The sequence below is a fragment of the Acidimicrobiales bacterium genome (assembly GCA_035294085.1).
Classification (GTDB): domain Bacteria; phylum Actinomycetota; class Acidimicrobiia; order Acidimicrobiales; family Bog-793; genus DATGLP01.
In genome coordinates this window covers 12,572-26,879 of record DATGLP010000022.1, presented here as the reverse complement: position 1 = coordinate 26,879, position 14,308 = coordinate 12,572, and the positions used below count along the sequence as shown (strand labels likewise).

General features: G+C 70.8%; 14 protein-coding genes. All 14 read left to right on the top strand.

Going from position 1 to position 14,308, the window contains the following annotated elements:
* Positions 1–14 precede the first annotated feature (14 nt).
* The 14 genes from VKV23_07405 (at position 15) to VKV23_07340 (ending at position 14,295) form a co-directional block, all read left to right on the top strand.
* Positions 15–1,241: a CaiB/BaiF CoA-transferase family protein gene (locus VKV23_07405; protein ID HLI15860.1), complete on the top strand. Its 1,227-nt coding sequence runs from the start codon at positions 15–17 to the stop codon at positions 1,239–1,241.
* 52 nt (positions 1,242–1,293) lie between these two features.
* A complete protein-coding gene (locus VKV23_07400; GenBank protein HLI15859.1) occupies positions 1,294–2,163 on the top strand; it encodes an amidohydrolase family protein in 870 nt (289 codons plus the stop codon).
* Positions 2,164–2,725: 562 nt separating this feature from the next.
* On the top strand, positions 2,726–3,289 hold the full coding sequence (locus VKV23_07395) for a biotin/lipoyl-containing protein (GenBank protein HLI15858.1): 564 nt from the start codon (positions 2,726–2,728) through the stop codon (positions 3,287–3,289).
* Between the two features lie 883 nt (positions 3,290–4,172).
* Positions 4,173–5,147 carry an amidohydrolase family protein gene (locus tag VKV23_07390; protein HLI15857.1) on the top strand — a complete coding sequence of 325 codons (975 nt, stop codon included), beginning with the start codon at positions 4,173–4,175 and terminating at the stop codon, positions 5,145–5,147.
* 136 nt (positions 5,148–5,283) lie between these two features.
* Entirely contained in the window at positions 5,284–6,462 is a 1,179-nt protein-coding gene (locus VKV23_07385; protein ID HLI15856.1) for a Rieske 2Fe-2S domain-containing protein, read from the top strand.
* A gap of 18 nt (positions 6,463–6,480) precedes the next feature.
* A complete protein-coding gene (locus VKV23_07380; protein ID HLI15855.1) occupies positions 6,481–6,723 on the top strand; it encodes a hypothetical protein in 243 nt (80 codons plus the stop codon).
* Between the two features lie 67 nt (positions 6,724–6,790).
* On the top strand, positions 6,791–7,864 hold the full coding sequence (locus tag VKV23_07375) for a hypothetical protein (GenBank protein HLI15854.1): 1,074 nt from the start codon (positions 6,791–6,793) through the stop codon (positions 7,862–7,864).
* Entirely contained in the window at positions 7,861–8,811 is a 951-nt protein-coding gene (locus VKV23_07370; protein HLI15853.1) for a hypothetical protein, read from the top strand. The genes VKV23_07375 and VKV23_07370 overlap by 4 nt, the downstream gene beginning before the upstream one ends.
* 37 nt (positions 8,812–8,848) lie before the next feature.
* Positions 8,849–9,679: an alpha/beta hydrolase gene (locus VKV23_07365; GenBank protein ID HLI15852.1), complete on the top strand. Its 831-nt coding sequence runs from the start codon at positions 8,849–8,851 to the stop codon at positions 9,677–9,679.
* Positions 9,680–9,904: 225 nt separating this feature from the next.
* Positions 9,905–10,687: a 2-keto-4-pentenoate hydratase gene (locus tag VKV23_07360; protein HLI15851.1), complete on the top strand. Its 783-nt coding sequence runs from the start codon at positions 9,905–9,907 to the stop codon at positions 10,685–10,687.
* A gap of 60 nt (positions 10,688–10,747) precedes the next feature.
* Positions 10,748–11,623 (top strand): acetaldehyde dehydrogenase (acetylating), encoded by an 876-nt coding sequence (locus VKV23_07355; protein HLI15850.1) that lies wholly within the window; start codon positions 10,748–10,750, stop codon positions 11,621–11,623.
* Complete coding sequence (gene dmpG, locus VKV23_07350) at positions 11,623–12,681, top strand: 4-hydroxy-2-oxovalerate aldolase (protein HLI15849.1); 1,059 nt, start codon at positions 11,623–11,625, stop codon at positions 12,679–12,681. The genes VKV23_07355 and dmpG overlap by 1 nt, the downstream gene beginning before the upstream one ends.
* A gap of 328 nt (positions 12,682–13,009) precedes the next feature.
* Complete coding sequence (locus VKV23_07345) at positions 13,010–13,855, top strand: IclR family transcriptional regulator (GenBank protein ID HLI15848.1); 846 nt, start codon at positions 13,010–13,012, stop codon at positions 13,853–13,855.
* On the top strand, positions 13,852–14,295 hold the full coding sequence (locus tag VKV23_07340) for a cupin domain-containing protein (protein HLI15847.1): 444 nt from the start codon (positions 13,852–13,854) through the stop codon (positions 14,293–14,295). The genes VKV23_07345 and VKV23_07340 overlap by 4 nt, the downstream gene beginning before the upstream one ends.
* Positions 14,296–14,308: the final 13 nt, after the last annotated feature.

Here is a 14,308-nt window from a genome sequence, read left to right as displayed (position 1 = left end):
AGGACCGACCGACAATGACCACAGCAATCCACCACCCGGCGAGCGAGCACCAGGACGGAAAGCCGATGCCGCCGCTGCACGGCATCCGTGTCATCGAGCTCGCCAATGTGATCAGTGGCCCGTACGCCGCCATGGTGCTGCTCGACCTCGGTGCCGACGTGATCAAGGTCGAGCTGCCGGGAACCGGCGATCCCTTCCGTCGCTGGGATGCCCGCAGCAGGGAGTCGAGCGACGCCTTCAAGTCGATCAACCGCGGCAAGCGCAGCGTCGCCGTCGACATCCGTACCGAGGCCGGTCAACGAGCCGTTGTCCGACTGATCGAATCAGCGGACGTGTTGATCGAGAACTTCCGGCCCGGGTTCCTCGACGCCCTCGGCCTCGGCTACGGCGACCTGATGCAGCACAACCTCAGGCTCGTCTACTGCTCGATCAGGGGAATGAACGACAGCGACCAGCGGCCCGTGTATGACGCCATCGCGCAGGCCCGCAGCGGGCTGTGGAGCCAGTTCACCGACATGACGCGACCCACACCCAGTGGACCGGCCCTAGCCGACCACCTCGCCGGCATGCAGGGAGCCCTCGCCGTGCTGGCCGCTCTGGTCCAGCGGAGCCGCACCGACCGGGGGGCGCACGTGACGGCCACGATGCTGGGTGCCTGCGTCTCCATCCAGGAGATCGCCTTCGCCAACTACTTCTCGTCGGGGGAGGTGGCGGACCGAATGTCGCGTGTCCGGGCCTCGCAGTCGCACGGCTTCGTCTGCGCCGATGGGCTGCCGATCGCCATCCACCTGTCGTCGGTGTCGAAGTTCTGGACGAGCCTCGTCAGCGCGCTGGGGGTTCCGGAACTGGCGGACGACGAGCGCTTCGCGAGCCCGGCTGCTCGTCGCGAGCACTACGAGGAGCTGCACGACGTGCTGTCAAGGGTGTTCGTCACCGAGCCCCGTCAGGTATGGCTGGAGCGACTGACCGCGGCCGACGTGCCTGTCGCCCCAATCCTGACGGTTGCGGAAGCGACCGAAGACGAGCTCGTCACGTCCCTGGATCTGTTCCACCGGTTCGGCAGCGGCGAACGGGCCTTCACAGGCGTCGGCAGCCCCATCGCGGGGTTCGCGGCGCCCGACCGCTCTGCCGCGGTGCCGTGGGTTGGTGAGCACACCGAGGCGGTCCTGGCCGAGGTGGGCATTGATCGGCAAGCGGTCGCGAGCGGCGGCGCCGGCGCTGCAGTCGGAGGGCAGGAGTGACGCGTTCCCGCTACTGCCCGGACAGACGACCTACGGACGGAGGGGTGCCTGCATGACACGGATGACCATCGGCGATGTGGTGGCGATCGACGTGCACGTCCACCTCCGCGACGCTGCCGCCCGCGAGGCGGCCGGCGAGACCGCACGCCAGATGGCGCGGTACGCGGGCCGCCGGTACGAGATCGTCCCCGCGGACGAGATGGCGGAGGAGTACCGGCGCCGTCGGATGATGGCTGTCGTCCTGAACACGACGGACGAGACCGTGACCGGGCGACGCGGGCTGCCGAACGACTACGTGGCCAAGGTGGTCGAGGCGAACTCCGACGTACTGATCGGGTTCGGCATCGTGGACCCCTGGATGGGGCGGTTGGCCATCGAGGAAGTCCGCCGGTGTGCCGACCTTGGACTGAAGGGTATCGGGGAGTTCAACCCAGCCCGCCAGCACTTCTACCCGAACGACCCCCGCTTCTACCCCCTGTGGGAGACGATCCAGGAACTCGGCCTCATCGTGCTGTTCCACACGGGCATGGCGGCGGCAGGCGCTGGGACACCAGGTGGCATGGGCATCAAGCTCAAGTACACCAGGCCCATTCCATACCTCGACGACGTGGCCGCCGACTTCCCCGAGCTGAAGATCATCGGTGCCCATCCCTCATGGCCGTACGATGCCGAGAATCTGGCCGTGGCGCGCCACAAGGCCAACTACTTCATGGACCTGTCAGGGTGGGCGCCAAAGCACTTCTCCCAGGACCTGGTGAACCACGCCAAGAGCATCCTGTCCGACAAGATGCTGTTCGGATCCGACTCAGGGATCGTGTCGGTTGATCGCTGGATGGAGGAATTCAACGCGCTCCCGATCCCGGCGGCGTCGAAGCAGAAGATCATTCGGGACAACGCGGTACGGCTGTTCGGCCTGGAGTAGGAATGCTGGCCATCAGGGGCAGGGAAGACCACGAGACAGCACCCGCACGTCGCCAGAACGAATGGCCCGGCTCTGGCCTGGCCGAGCAGGAGTGCGACTCCGTCGACGCCGTCGTCGGTGCCCGAGGCACCCTCGTCGATGCCCAAGGCACGGTCGTCAACGCCTCGCAGACGGGCTACAAGATCGAGCACGGGTACGAGGGTGCAGATGGCACATGGCGACCCGTCGGCTGTCTTCAGACGCACGCTGATCAGGTCGGTGGTGACCGTCTTCCCGGTGGTCTCGGTGGCGGTCAGGTGCAGCTCCTTGCGCGCGCACTGTCTCCTGGCCGTTCGGCTGCGTCGACGTCGCTGCTCCACACACGCATCGTTCGCTGCGTGAACACCCAGCTGTGGAGGCGACGCGGTCGTCCGAGTTCTGAGAGGAGCCGTACCGCTGAGAAGCTGCGGCCCAGGAGTGCGGTCGGACCGCTGATCTGGCACGGGCGCTGGCGGCCCGGCGAAGGTCGGCTCGGTGCCGTTTCGGTCGGCAGGGGAGTTGTTGCGGCGAGGGGAGATCTGCGGTGTTCGAGTTGCGGAATTCTGAGATCCAGGAGCTCGTCGAGCTGGTGGCGAACAGACGCATCGGCGCGCTGCGCGTCGTGGCCGAGAACGGCGAGCTCGTGATCGGCGTAGATGCCGCCGCCGTGGCCGAACTGAACCGGTTCGGCGTGCCGGCCGCCCTCGCCTCATCCCCGGTTGCGGTCGACCCCGCGGGTACCGTCGGATCGGCGGTTGCGCCAAGGGTAGGCAACCGCGACGAGACAGCCGTGGACGCGGCTTCGTGCTCGCAGGAGACCGAAGCGGCGCCGAACGGTCCTCGTGCCGGTCCTCAGGTCGAAGCACCTGGGGATGTGGTACTGGCGCCGCTGGTCGGTACCTTCTACAGCGCGCCGGAACCGGGTGCTCCGCCCTACGTGCAGGTAGGCGACACGGTCCGTCCCGAGACGACCGTCGGTCTGATCGAGGCGATGAAGGTGTTCACAGCCGTTCTGGCGGGCAAGGCAGGGCGTGTGAAGCGCGTCCTCGTGCAGAACGAGGAGTTCGTTGAGTTCGGTCAGGCTCTGATCGAGCTGGAGGTGGCATAGCCGACCTGTGGCCGGTGCTGGTGTGGTGGGGGGGCGGTGCCGTCGTGGCGTGGTGGTGCCACACGCCCGTCGCGTGCAGCGAGGCGACTCCCGCGCTGGTCGACAGTCAGGCGGCGGAGGTGCGTTGGCTGAGCGCCCCGCTCGGGCTTCGGCCGAGGTGGTGCCTCGGCCCAGCGGCTCGCGCGGGCGGTGTGTGTCGTCGTCCTCGACCCAGGCCGCGATGGCGCCAGCGCCGCGTCGAAGTCGGGGAGGTCGTTGGGTCAGACGCCTCCTCCTCGAGGGTCCGATACAGCCGTTCGAGGGAGGCGATCCCGTTGGGGTGCCGGGAGGCAGTGCAGAACGCCTAGACGCCGCGGGCGTCGGGGACCTGGCGGTCGTCGGTCGAGGTGAACTGGGTGCGGCTGTCGTGCCGGAGCCCGACCCGGATCGCGTCGTCGGGGCTTGGTCCGCGCGGCCAGGTGGTGAACCAGGCCTCCGCCAGCGCCGGCGAGAGGTCTGTGGCCCGACAGAAGGTGGCGAGGGCCGAAAGGTGGTGAGGGTCGAAGCTCGGGACCCTTCGATCTCGTTCCATTGATCGATCTGGCGGCCTTGACGTTCGCGCACGTCCCCCTAGCGTGGGGGCAGCGCGATGCTGCCGCGCGACAGGATGGCGTTGTGTGGAGAGTCCGGGAAATCGGCCTGGCGAATGACGTGCTCGGCGACCGTCATCGGCGACCGCGTCATCGGCGAGCCTGCGTAGGCTGGCTGCGCGTCACGCCTGCGGAGGGGACCGTACGCCCACCGGCGATCAAGCTGCGGCAGCTGATCGTCGAGGAGCTCGGCGTCCGGGCCGCCGAGGATGCCGCTGCCGGCTCGCCGACGGCGTGAGGGGAGGGGATCGCCGGTGATCGTCGACGTCCACGCCCACCTGTTCCCGCCGGACTTCCTGCGCCGGGTGGAGGAGCACGGTGGCGCGCTCCCGCGCCTCAGCGCGGCGCCGCTGAGCAGCCTGTCGCTCGCCGAGCGGGTCGAGCTCATGGACCGCGTCGGCGTCGACCTGCAGGTGCTCTCCGTCGGCGTCCTCCAGCCCTACTACGAGGACCCCAAGGTTGCCGTCGACCTCGCGAAGCAGGCGAACGAGTGCTACCTCGAGACCTGCGAGACGTTCGCGGGCCGCTTCGCCACCTTCATCGCCCTGCCCCTCCCGCACCTCGACGCGGCCCTGGCCGAGCTCGACCGCCTCGTCGGCGAGCCGCGCGTCGCGGGCGTCGCGATGAGCACGAGCGTGCTCGGGCGACAGCTCGACGACCCCGTCTTCGCACCGCTGTACGCGGAGCTCGACCGGCGGGCGCTCACGGTGTTCCTCCACCCGACGATGCTCTACGACGGGTTCGGGCCGAACAGCTACGGCATGGACCGTTCGGTGGGCGCGATGTTCGAGGACACGATCGCGGCCGTGCGCCTGCTCCTGTCCGGCGTGCTCGTCCGCAACCCTCGCCTGCGCATCATCGTGCCGCACCTGGGCGGGACGCTCCCGTTCATTCACGGCCGGATCGCCTCGCACGTGCGGCGGGCCGAGGATGGGTGGCGCTCGAGCGGCATCGCTGAGGGTTCCGGGTCGTCCGAGGAGGGCGTGCGGCGCCTGTTCTACGACACGGCGATGCGGCACGCCCCGGCGCTGCGCTGCGCCTGCGACACGGTGGGCCACGACCGCCTCGTCTTCGGGACCGACTTTCCCTACGTGAAGACGCCCGAGGAGTTCGCTGACCGGATCGAGCACGTCCGCGGCCTCCCGGTTCCCGAGGACGCGAAGGCCGGGATCCTCGGCGCTACCGCGGCGGGGCTGCTCGGGCTGGCGCTGCCCGAGTCCCGGCGCTAGCGGTGCGGCGTGGGCGGAGGCCCGTTTCGTCCAGTCAACCCCGAGCCTTGACCGCCCCCGCGGCCGGGAGGAAGCTAGGAAAGCGTGCTGAAGTGCTGAGACAGACCGTCCCACCGACCTCATCGAGGAGCGCCCCATGCTGAGCAAGGAGATGAACGAGCGCCTGACGCGGGTCGGCCCCGGCACCCCCTGCGGCAACCTGCTCCGTCGCTACTGGCACCCCGTCGCGCTGGCGAACCAGGTCAGCCCCGAGCGACCGATGATGCGCCTCCGAATCCTCGGCGAGGACCTCGTCCTGGCGCTGCAGCCCTCGGGCGAGTACGCGCTCTTCGCGGAGCAGTGCGCGCACCGGTCCTGCTCGCTGCGCTACGGCTTCCTCGAGCCGGACGGCATCCGCTGCCCCTACCACGGGTGGAAGTTCGCCTACGACGGGGGGCAGTGCATCGAGCAGCCGTTCGAGCCGTCGGAGGCCTACAAGCGGCGGATCCGCATCAACGCCTACCCCGTGCAGCGTCTGTGCGGGCTCCTCTTCGCCTACCTTGGCCCCGAGCCGGCGCCGCTCCTGCCGCGCTGGGACGTGCTCGTGATGCGCAACGGCTGGCGCACGCTCTGGCTGCGCGGCCCGCTCGAGTGCAACTGGCTCCAGATCCAGGAGAACACGGCCGACACGACGCACACGTACTACCTGCACGCCCACATGCTGCGCGAGCTCGGCTTCCCGGCCGGCGAGTCGGACCGCATCCGGGCGGCGTACTACGAGCGCCCGATCGTGAGCTACGACTTCGAGCGCTGCGAGTGGGGCATCACGAAGACCGTCGTGTACGGGGGCGACAACCCGGGCGTCGAGGTCCGCCCGCCGCTCATCTTCCCGAACATGCTGCGGATCGGTGACGGCGTGCGCGACGACCTGCTGCACTGGCGCGTCCCGGTCGACGACGAGAACACCTACGTCTTCGAGATGCGGTTCTACCCGACCGAGGGGATGGACGCGGACCCCGAGTCCGAGATCCGGGAGATGAAGGTGCTCCCGCGCGACTTCGGTCGCACGGAGGACGGCGGCTACGACATGCTGACCTTCGAGGTGCAAGACCAGATGGCGTGGGAGACGCAGGGCAGGATCGCCGACCGTACCAAGGAGCACCTCGGGGCGGGCGACCGTGGCATCGCCCTGCTCCGCCGCATGCTGGCCGAGCAGATCGACCGGGTCGAGCGGGGCGAGGAGCCGATGGCGCTCGTGCGCGATCCCGCTGCCAACGAGATCATCCGCTTCCACTACCCGAGGCCCGAGCACGCCGTCGGCTTCGCCCAGAGCTGAGGTCGCGGGAGCGGCGGCGTGGGGGATCGAGACAGCGGCGCGGCGCGCCGGGAGGTGTACCGGATCATCGTCCACGCCGCGCCACCGACCGACGGCGGCTGTCGGCACTGGACCGAGGCGCCCGAGTGCCCCGCCGCGCACGAGTCCGGCGCGACGGCGGAGGAGGCCGTCCGGGCGACGATGGAGGGGATCCGCGGCTGGCACGCAGCTCACGTCGGTTCGGCGCAGGACGTGGAGTTCGACGTCGAGGACACGCGCTGACTCGGCCGGTCGCGCCGGCAGGCGGGCCGACGGCACCAGGGACTTCCTCGAGCGAGGCAGGTGAGCGATGGCGGAGATCATGGGCATCGGGATGTTCCACGGGCCGCAGCCGGGGCTGACCGACGAGACCATGGCCAACGTGTACTTCAAGCTGACCCTCGCCAACCCGGACACCCCGGCGGAGCTGCGCGACCCCGCGAACTGGCCGATCGAGCTCCAGAAGGAGTGGGGCGACGACGAGGCGCTCAGCGCGGCGAGGGCGCATCGCGAGGAGGCCATCGCCGGCTGCCGGCGGGCGCGCGCCATCATCGACGAGTTCGCGCCGGAGGTCATCGTCATCTTCGCCGACGACCAGTACGAGAACTTCAGGGAGGACGTGCTCCCACCGTTCTGCGTGTACGCCATGGACGAGTGCGGTCTCGGCGGCTTCCGCGAGGGTGTCCCGGGCGGCTCGGGGCCCACCGCCTTCGCCCGGCCTCTCGAGAAGCCGCCGCTGCAGGAGACGCTCGCGGGCAGCAGGCGGATCGGTACCGAGCTCGCGAACGAGCTCGTGCTCTCCGACTTCGACGTGGCCTGCAGCTGGCGGCTCCACCACCTGACCCGTCTCGGGCACGCCTTCAGCCACAGCATCGACTACCTGGACTGGGACCGCCGTGGCTTCCCCTACACCGTCATCCCCTTCCACGTCAGCTGCTACGGCGCGGACCTCAAGGTCCCCGCCGCGGGCGGGAAGATCGTCCCGGGGCGGCTGATGGAGGGCGTCGATCAGGCGCCGCCGGCTTCGCCGACGCCTCGGCGCTGCTACGACCTCGGCCGGCGCGTCGCCGAGATCCTCGCGGCGAGCCCGTACCGCGCGCTCGTCATCGGCTCGTCGAGCTGGTCGCACGCGTCGCTGACCCCGATGCACGGCTACCTGTGGGGCGACGTCGAGTCCGATCGCCACCACCTCGAGCAGCTCCGCCAGAACCAGTTCGCCGCCTGGCGCGACCTGTCGCCCGACGAGCTTCGGGCCTCGGGCCAGCACGAGATGCTGAACTGGATCTGCCTCGCCGGCGCGATGGAGGGCCGGCGCGCCGAGGTGCTGGCGTACGCCGAGACCTACGTCTTCAACTCGTCCAAGTGCGTGGCGGCCTTCCGGTGAGGGTCAGCCTCTCGGTCCGACCCTCGGTGCTCGCCGACGCCCTCCTGAGCGGCGAGGTCGTTCCCGATGGCCTCGAGCTCGACGTCTTCCGCCCAGAGACGATCGACGCCAACTCCCGGGCGATGCTGGAGCTGCGCTACGACGTCGGGGAGATGTCGATCGCCACGTTCGTGAGGGCCGTCGAGCGGGGCCTGCCGCTCGTCGCGCTGCCGGTCTTCACTTCGGGCCGGCACTTCGTCCACTCGGGCATCTGCCTCGCGAGGGGCTCCGGCGTCGCCGGCGTCGACGACCTCGCGGGTCGCTGGATCGGGCTCCCGCAGTACTGGATCTCCTCGTGCGTGTGGCAGCGGCTCGTGCTCCAGCAGATGCACGGCGTCCGACCTGAGGACGTGCGCTGGGTGAGCGTCGAGCCGGAGCGCTTCGACGAGGTGGGCCTGCCGTCCGGCGTCGAGCTGCGTCTCGAGGAGGGCCGAGGCCTCGCCGAGCTGATGGCCGAGGGCGCGATCGACGCCTGCCTCGTCCAGGGCGCGCGCGCGATCCCGCCGGACATCGCCGCGGTGAGCACGCCCGCGTACCCGGACTGCGTGGCGGCCGAGCGCGAGTACTACGAGAAGACGGGAGTGCTGCCGGTCATGCACCTCACCGTGGCCCGCCGGAGCCTCGTGGAGGAGCACCCCGAGGTCGTTCCTGCGCTCCTCGACGCCTACAGGCGATCGAAGGAGATCGGCGAGCGCCGCCTCGACGCGCGCTGGCCGCTTCCACCGGCCGGGCATCGCATCGAGGCGCTGCGCGAGCTGGTCGGGGGCGACCCGTTCGCCTTCGGGATCTCGCCGAACCGGCGGGCCATCGAGGCGTTCCTCGCCACCGCGCTCGATCAGGGGCTCGTCTCCCGGCCCGTCGGCCTCGACGAGCTCTTCGTCGCGGCGCTGCCGCCAGAGTACCGGTGAGTGTCCAGCGAGGACGGAGGAAGGAGAGAGCGCGAAGATGCCGGAGCTGCTGAGCAAGGAGGAGACCGACCGCTTCGTCGACGTCGGCGGGATCCGGCTCCACTACAACGAGGCCGGCAGCGGGCCGGCGTTCATCTGCACCCACGGCGGCGGGCCGGGCGCGAACGCCTGGGACAACTCCAAGCACGTGCTCAAGCCGCTGAGCGAGCACTTCCGCACCATCCTGCTCGACTGCCCGGGCTACGGTGAGTCCCAGAAGGGCGTCAGCCGCAACGGCGTGCCGATGGACATCTTCATCGCCCGGCTGATCCGCGACTTCATGGACGTCCTCGGCATCGAGCGGGCGCACCAGTACGGGTCGTCGCAGTTTGCCCCGGCGGCGCTCCGCTTCGGCCTTGAGTACCCGGACCGCTGCGGCAAGATCGTCGTGCAGTCGACGCAGGTCGGCCCGCACGAGGGGGAGCTGCCCGAGGGGATCAAGTCGCTCGGCGCCTTCGCGAACAACCCGACGATCGAGAACATGGAGCGGGTCTTCAGCTACTTCACTCCCCGAGAGGAGTTCCGTACGCCAGAGATCGTGAAGCACCGCTTCGAGATGGCGCTCACGCCTGGGCACCTCGAGTCCCGGCGGGAGATGACCAACGCGTCGAACAGCGATCTGCGGGGCGAGCTGCACCGGCTCCGCACCGACACGCTCATCCTGTGGGGGAACGAGGACGGCATGATCCCCGTGGAGGAGGCCTTCGGCCTGCTCAAGCTCATTCCTCGCTCCCGTGCCGTCATCTGGGGCGACCGCAGCGGGCACTTCGTCATCACCGAGCACCCTGACGAGTACGCGCGCATCGTCATCGACTTCCTGACCCACTGAGCCGGGGACGGCTTCGCGCCAGCAGGCGAGGGCCGAGCGGCGCGCTCGTCTCGGCGAGCTGCCCCGGTCGCGCCGCCGCCTCGGCGCGGCGCGACCGGCCGTCGCGAGCGGCCGCGCGGTCCGCTCCCGAGCCGCGCGACGTCCAGGAGCCGCGGGCGCACGCAACACTCCACTCGCCGGAACGGCACGGTTGGCGCTCGCGAGACCCGTCGGTACGATCGCCTCGTGGACCACGCGACACGAGCACGTGCTGCCGAGGATCTCGCCGTCGCCGAGCGAGATCGCCGGCCCGTGCCTCCGCTGACCGAGACGTACGGGGCGTTCGGCGTCGAGGACGCGTACGCCGTGCAGCAGCTGAACATCGAGGCGCGACGTGCTGCCGGAGGTCGGGTGGTCGGCCACAAGGTCGGCCTCACCGCGAAGGCGATGCAGGAGATGCTCGGCGTCTTCGAGCCGGACTTCGGGGTCCTCCTCGACGACATGGCGCTCGACGACGCTGCGTCGGTGAGCGCGCAGCGCTTCCTGCAGCCTCGGGTCGAGCCGGAGGTCGCCTTCGTGCTGGCCGCTCCGCTCAAGGGCCCCGGGGTGACGGTCGGCGACGTGCGCGCCGCGACGCGCTTCGTCGTCCCGGCGCTCGAGCTCATCGACTCGCGCATCGAGAACTGGCGGATCACGCTGAGCGACACGATCGCGGACAACGCCTCGTCGGCGGCCTTCGTTCTCGGCCGGACGCGCACCGAGCTCGGTGAGCTCGACCTCACGGCGCTCGACGTCGAGCTCTACAAGAACGGGGAGCTCGTCGCGAAGGGCTCGACGAGCGCCGTGCTCGGCGACCCCGCGCAGGCGGTCGCGTGGCTGGCGAACAAGCTCGGGGAGCTCGGCGCCGTCCTCGGTGCTGGCGAGGTCGTGATGCCGGGATCGTGCACGAGCGCGGTGGCCGTCGCTGCCGGCGACCGCATCGTCGCCCGCTTCGGCTCGCTCGGGGAGGTGGCGGTTGCCTTCGAGTGACCGACCCGACGTACCCGATCGACCACTCGACGTACCTGCTCGACGAGGAGTGCACGTGCGATGACGAGACCGACCTGCGCGATCGTTGGATCGGGCAACATCGGCACCGACCTGATGGAGAAGCTGCGGCGCTCGCGGCAGCTCGAGCTGCGCTACGTCGTCGGCGTTGACCCGGCGAGCGACGGCCTCGCGCGTGCGCGCTCGTACGGCCTGGAGGCCTCGCACGAGGGGGTGGACTGGCTCCTGTCGCGCGCCGAGCTGCCCGCCATCGTGTTCGAGGCGACGTCCGCGCGCATCCACGCCGCCAACGCGCCGCGCTACGAGGAGGCCGGGATCCGCGCCATCGACCTCACGCCGGCAGCCTGCGGCCCCTACGTCATCCCGCCGGTCAACCTGACCGAGCACCTCGACAAGTGGAACATCAACATGGTGACGTGCGGCGGCCAGGCGACTGTGCCCATGGTGCACGCCGTCGCGCGCGTCACCGAGGTCGAGTACGCGGAGATCGTCGCGACGGTGGCGTCCCGCTCCGCGGGACCGGGGACGCGAGCCAACATCGACGAGTTCACGCAGACGACCGCCCAGGCGATCTCCGAGATCGGCGGCGCCCGGCGCGGCAAGGCGATCATCATCCTCAACCCGGCCGAGCCGCCGCTCATCATGCGCGACACGATCTTCTGCTCGCTCCCCGAGGGGGCCGACCGCGCCAAGATCGCCGAGTCGATCGCGGCGATGGTCGCCGAGGTCCAGGGCTACGTGCCGGGCTACCGTCTGCGCCAGGAGCCGCAGTTCACCGAGGACCGTGTCGCGATCCTCATCGAGGTCGAGGGGAACGGCGACTACCTCCCGCCGTACGCGGGCAACCTCGACATCATGACGGCGGCCGCGACGCGCGTCGGGGAGGAGCTCGCGTCGCACCTCGTGGGAGCGGCGTGATGCCCGCACGCGTCGCAGCGCCCTACTCGAGCGAGATCGACGTCCGCATCACGGACTCGAGCCTGCGCGACGGCTCGCACCACGTGCGCCATCGCTTCACGGTCGACGAGGTGCGGCGGATCGTCTCGGCCCTCGACGGCGCCGGCGTCCCCGTCATCGAGGTCTCCCACGGGGACGGGCTCGGCGGGTCGTCGTTCACCTACGGGTTCTCGGCCGTCGACGAGCGCGTCCTCGTGAAGGCCGCCGTGGAGAGCGCCAAGCGGGCGAAGATCGCCTGCCTCCTCCTGCCCGGGGTGGGGACGAGGGAGGACATCGAGGCGGTCGCCGACCTCGGGGCGAGCGTGCTGCGCGTCGCCACGCACTGCACGGAGGCCGACATCGCGATCCAGCACTTCGGGCTGGCGCGCGACCTCGGGCTCGAGACCGTGGGGTTCCTCATGATGGCGCACAGCCAGCCGCCCGAGGTCCTCGCCCGGCAGGCCCGCATCATGGCCGACGCCGGGTGCCAGTGCGTCTACGTGACGGACTCGGCCGGCGCGCTCGTGCTCGACGAGGTCGCCGAGCGCATCGAGGCGCTGCGCGCCGAGCTCGGCGCCGACGCGACCGTCGGCTTCCACGGCCACGAGAACCTCGACCTCGGCGTCGCGAACACCATCATCGCCATCTCGGCGGGTGCGAGCCAGGTCGACGGCTGCACCCGGCGCTTCGGGGCCGGAGCCGGCAACACCCCGACGGAGGCGCTCGTCGCGGTCTGCGACAAGCTCGGGATACGAACGGGCGTCAGCGCCCTCGCGATGTTCGACGTCGCCGAGGACGTCGTGCTCCCGGTCATGCGCGAGGAGCCGCGCCTGTCGCGCCTCGCGCTCCTCATGGGCTACGCCGGGGTCTACTCGAGCTTCCTGCGCCACGCCTACGACGCCGCCGATCGCTACGGCGTCTCCGGCGCGGAGATCATCCTGCGCTGCGGCGCGGCCCGGCTCGTCGGTGGCCAGGAGGACCAGATCATCGACATCGCCGCGAGCCTCGCAGCAGCCCAGGCCTCCCCGGCGGGGGCCTGAGCCCCGAGGCGGCCTCCGTTCCGTCCTCGGCGCCGGCGCGCGGCGTGCGTCGCGCGGCCGCCGAGTCGGCGGATCCGACCGGAGCGCGGGACGAGGCGCGCGGCGCTCGCCGACGCTCGGGCGCGACCGTGACGCTCGTGGCGAGACGGCGCCGCGTCTCGCCGCGGTGTCGGGCAACCCCCTCGCCCTGCTCGCGTGACGCGCCGCGCCTGGCGGCCCGGCGCGTGACGGCCTATACAATCCCATTTTTTGAGATATAATTCCCGCACATCAGAAATGAGCCGCACCCGTGGGGGTTGGCGGGCGGCCATCGGGACCGGGGGTGAGCATGCGGTGCTCAAAGCGCGAGAGCGGCAGCTCGGTGCTCGACCGGGCGTTCCGGCTGCTGGAGGCGTTCGGGTCCGACGGCGCGAGCCTCTCGCTCGCGGCGCTCGCGGAGCGGTCGAACCTCGCCAAGCCCACGGCCTACCGGCTCCTGTCGCAGCTCTGCGCGATCGGCGTCGTCTCTCGCGACGGGCGCAACTACCGCCCCGGCATCCGTCTCTTCGAGCTCGGGGCGGGCGTGCCGGAGGCCGTCCGCCTGCGCGACCTCACCCAGCGCTTCGAGCGCAACCTCTTCGAGATCACCCACGAGACCGTCCACCTCGCGATGCGCGCCGGCACGGAGGTCCTCTACCTCGACAAGCTGTGCGGCAACACGAACATCGCAGCCACCCGCATCGGCGGGAGACGCCCCCTCTACTGCACGGCGCTCGGCAAGGCGCTGCTCGCGGCCTCGCCGCCTGAGGTGCTGCGCGCCACGATCGAGGCCGGGCTCCGCCGCTACACGCGCTACACGATCACCGACGAGCGGCGCCTCGTCGCCGAGATCGACGAGGTGCGCCGCAGCGGCGTCGCCTTCGACCGGGGCGAGTTCCACCTCGGGATCCACTGCGTCGCGGCGCCCGTCGTCGACCCGTCGAGGGCCACGGCGCTGGCGATCTCGGTCACCGGACCCTCGGCGCCGCGCTTCGACCTCGACCGCCTGGCCGACCACGTACGGCGGACCGCCCAGGGGATCTCGGCACGCCTGGCCTCGACGGGCACGCCCTCCCTCTCCCTGCTGCGTCAGGTCCGGGAGGCCCGAGACGTTCGCCCGCCGGCGCCGGCGCTGTCCACCGCCTCGGCCCGATGACCCCCCCGGCGAGCGACGCGCCCGAGCCGCAGGCGACGGTCTTCCGCTTCGAGCGCCAGCCGCTCACGACGCGCAAGCGCGTCGACCGGCTCTGCCGCTCCGACCTGCTCGTGGCGGCGGTGCAGAGCGTCGGGTCGGGGGGCGAGACGAACCTCCACGCGCACCGCCACCTGGACGGCTTCTGGTTCGTGCTGAGCGGCCGGGCGCGCTTCTACACGACCGGTGACGAGGTCGTCGCGGAGCTCGGGCCCAACGAGGGCGTGCTCGTCCCGAGGGGCTTCCCGTACTGGTTCGAGCGCGTCGGGGACGAGGTGCTCGAGATCCTGCAGGTGGAGGCGTCCGACCAGGTCATCACGAGCCACGCACAGGTGCTCGCCGACCGGATCGACTTCGCCGAGCCGCACCCAGACCTCGCGCGGGCGCGCGAGGCGGGGGAGTGAGCTCGGACCCCCC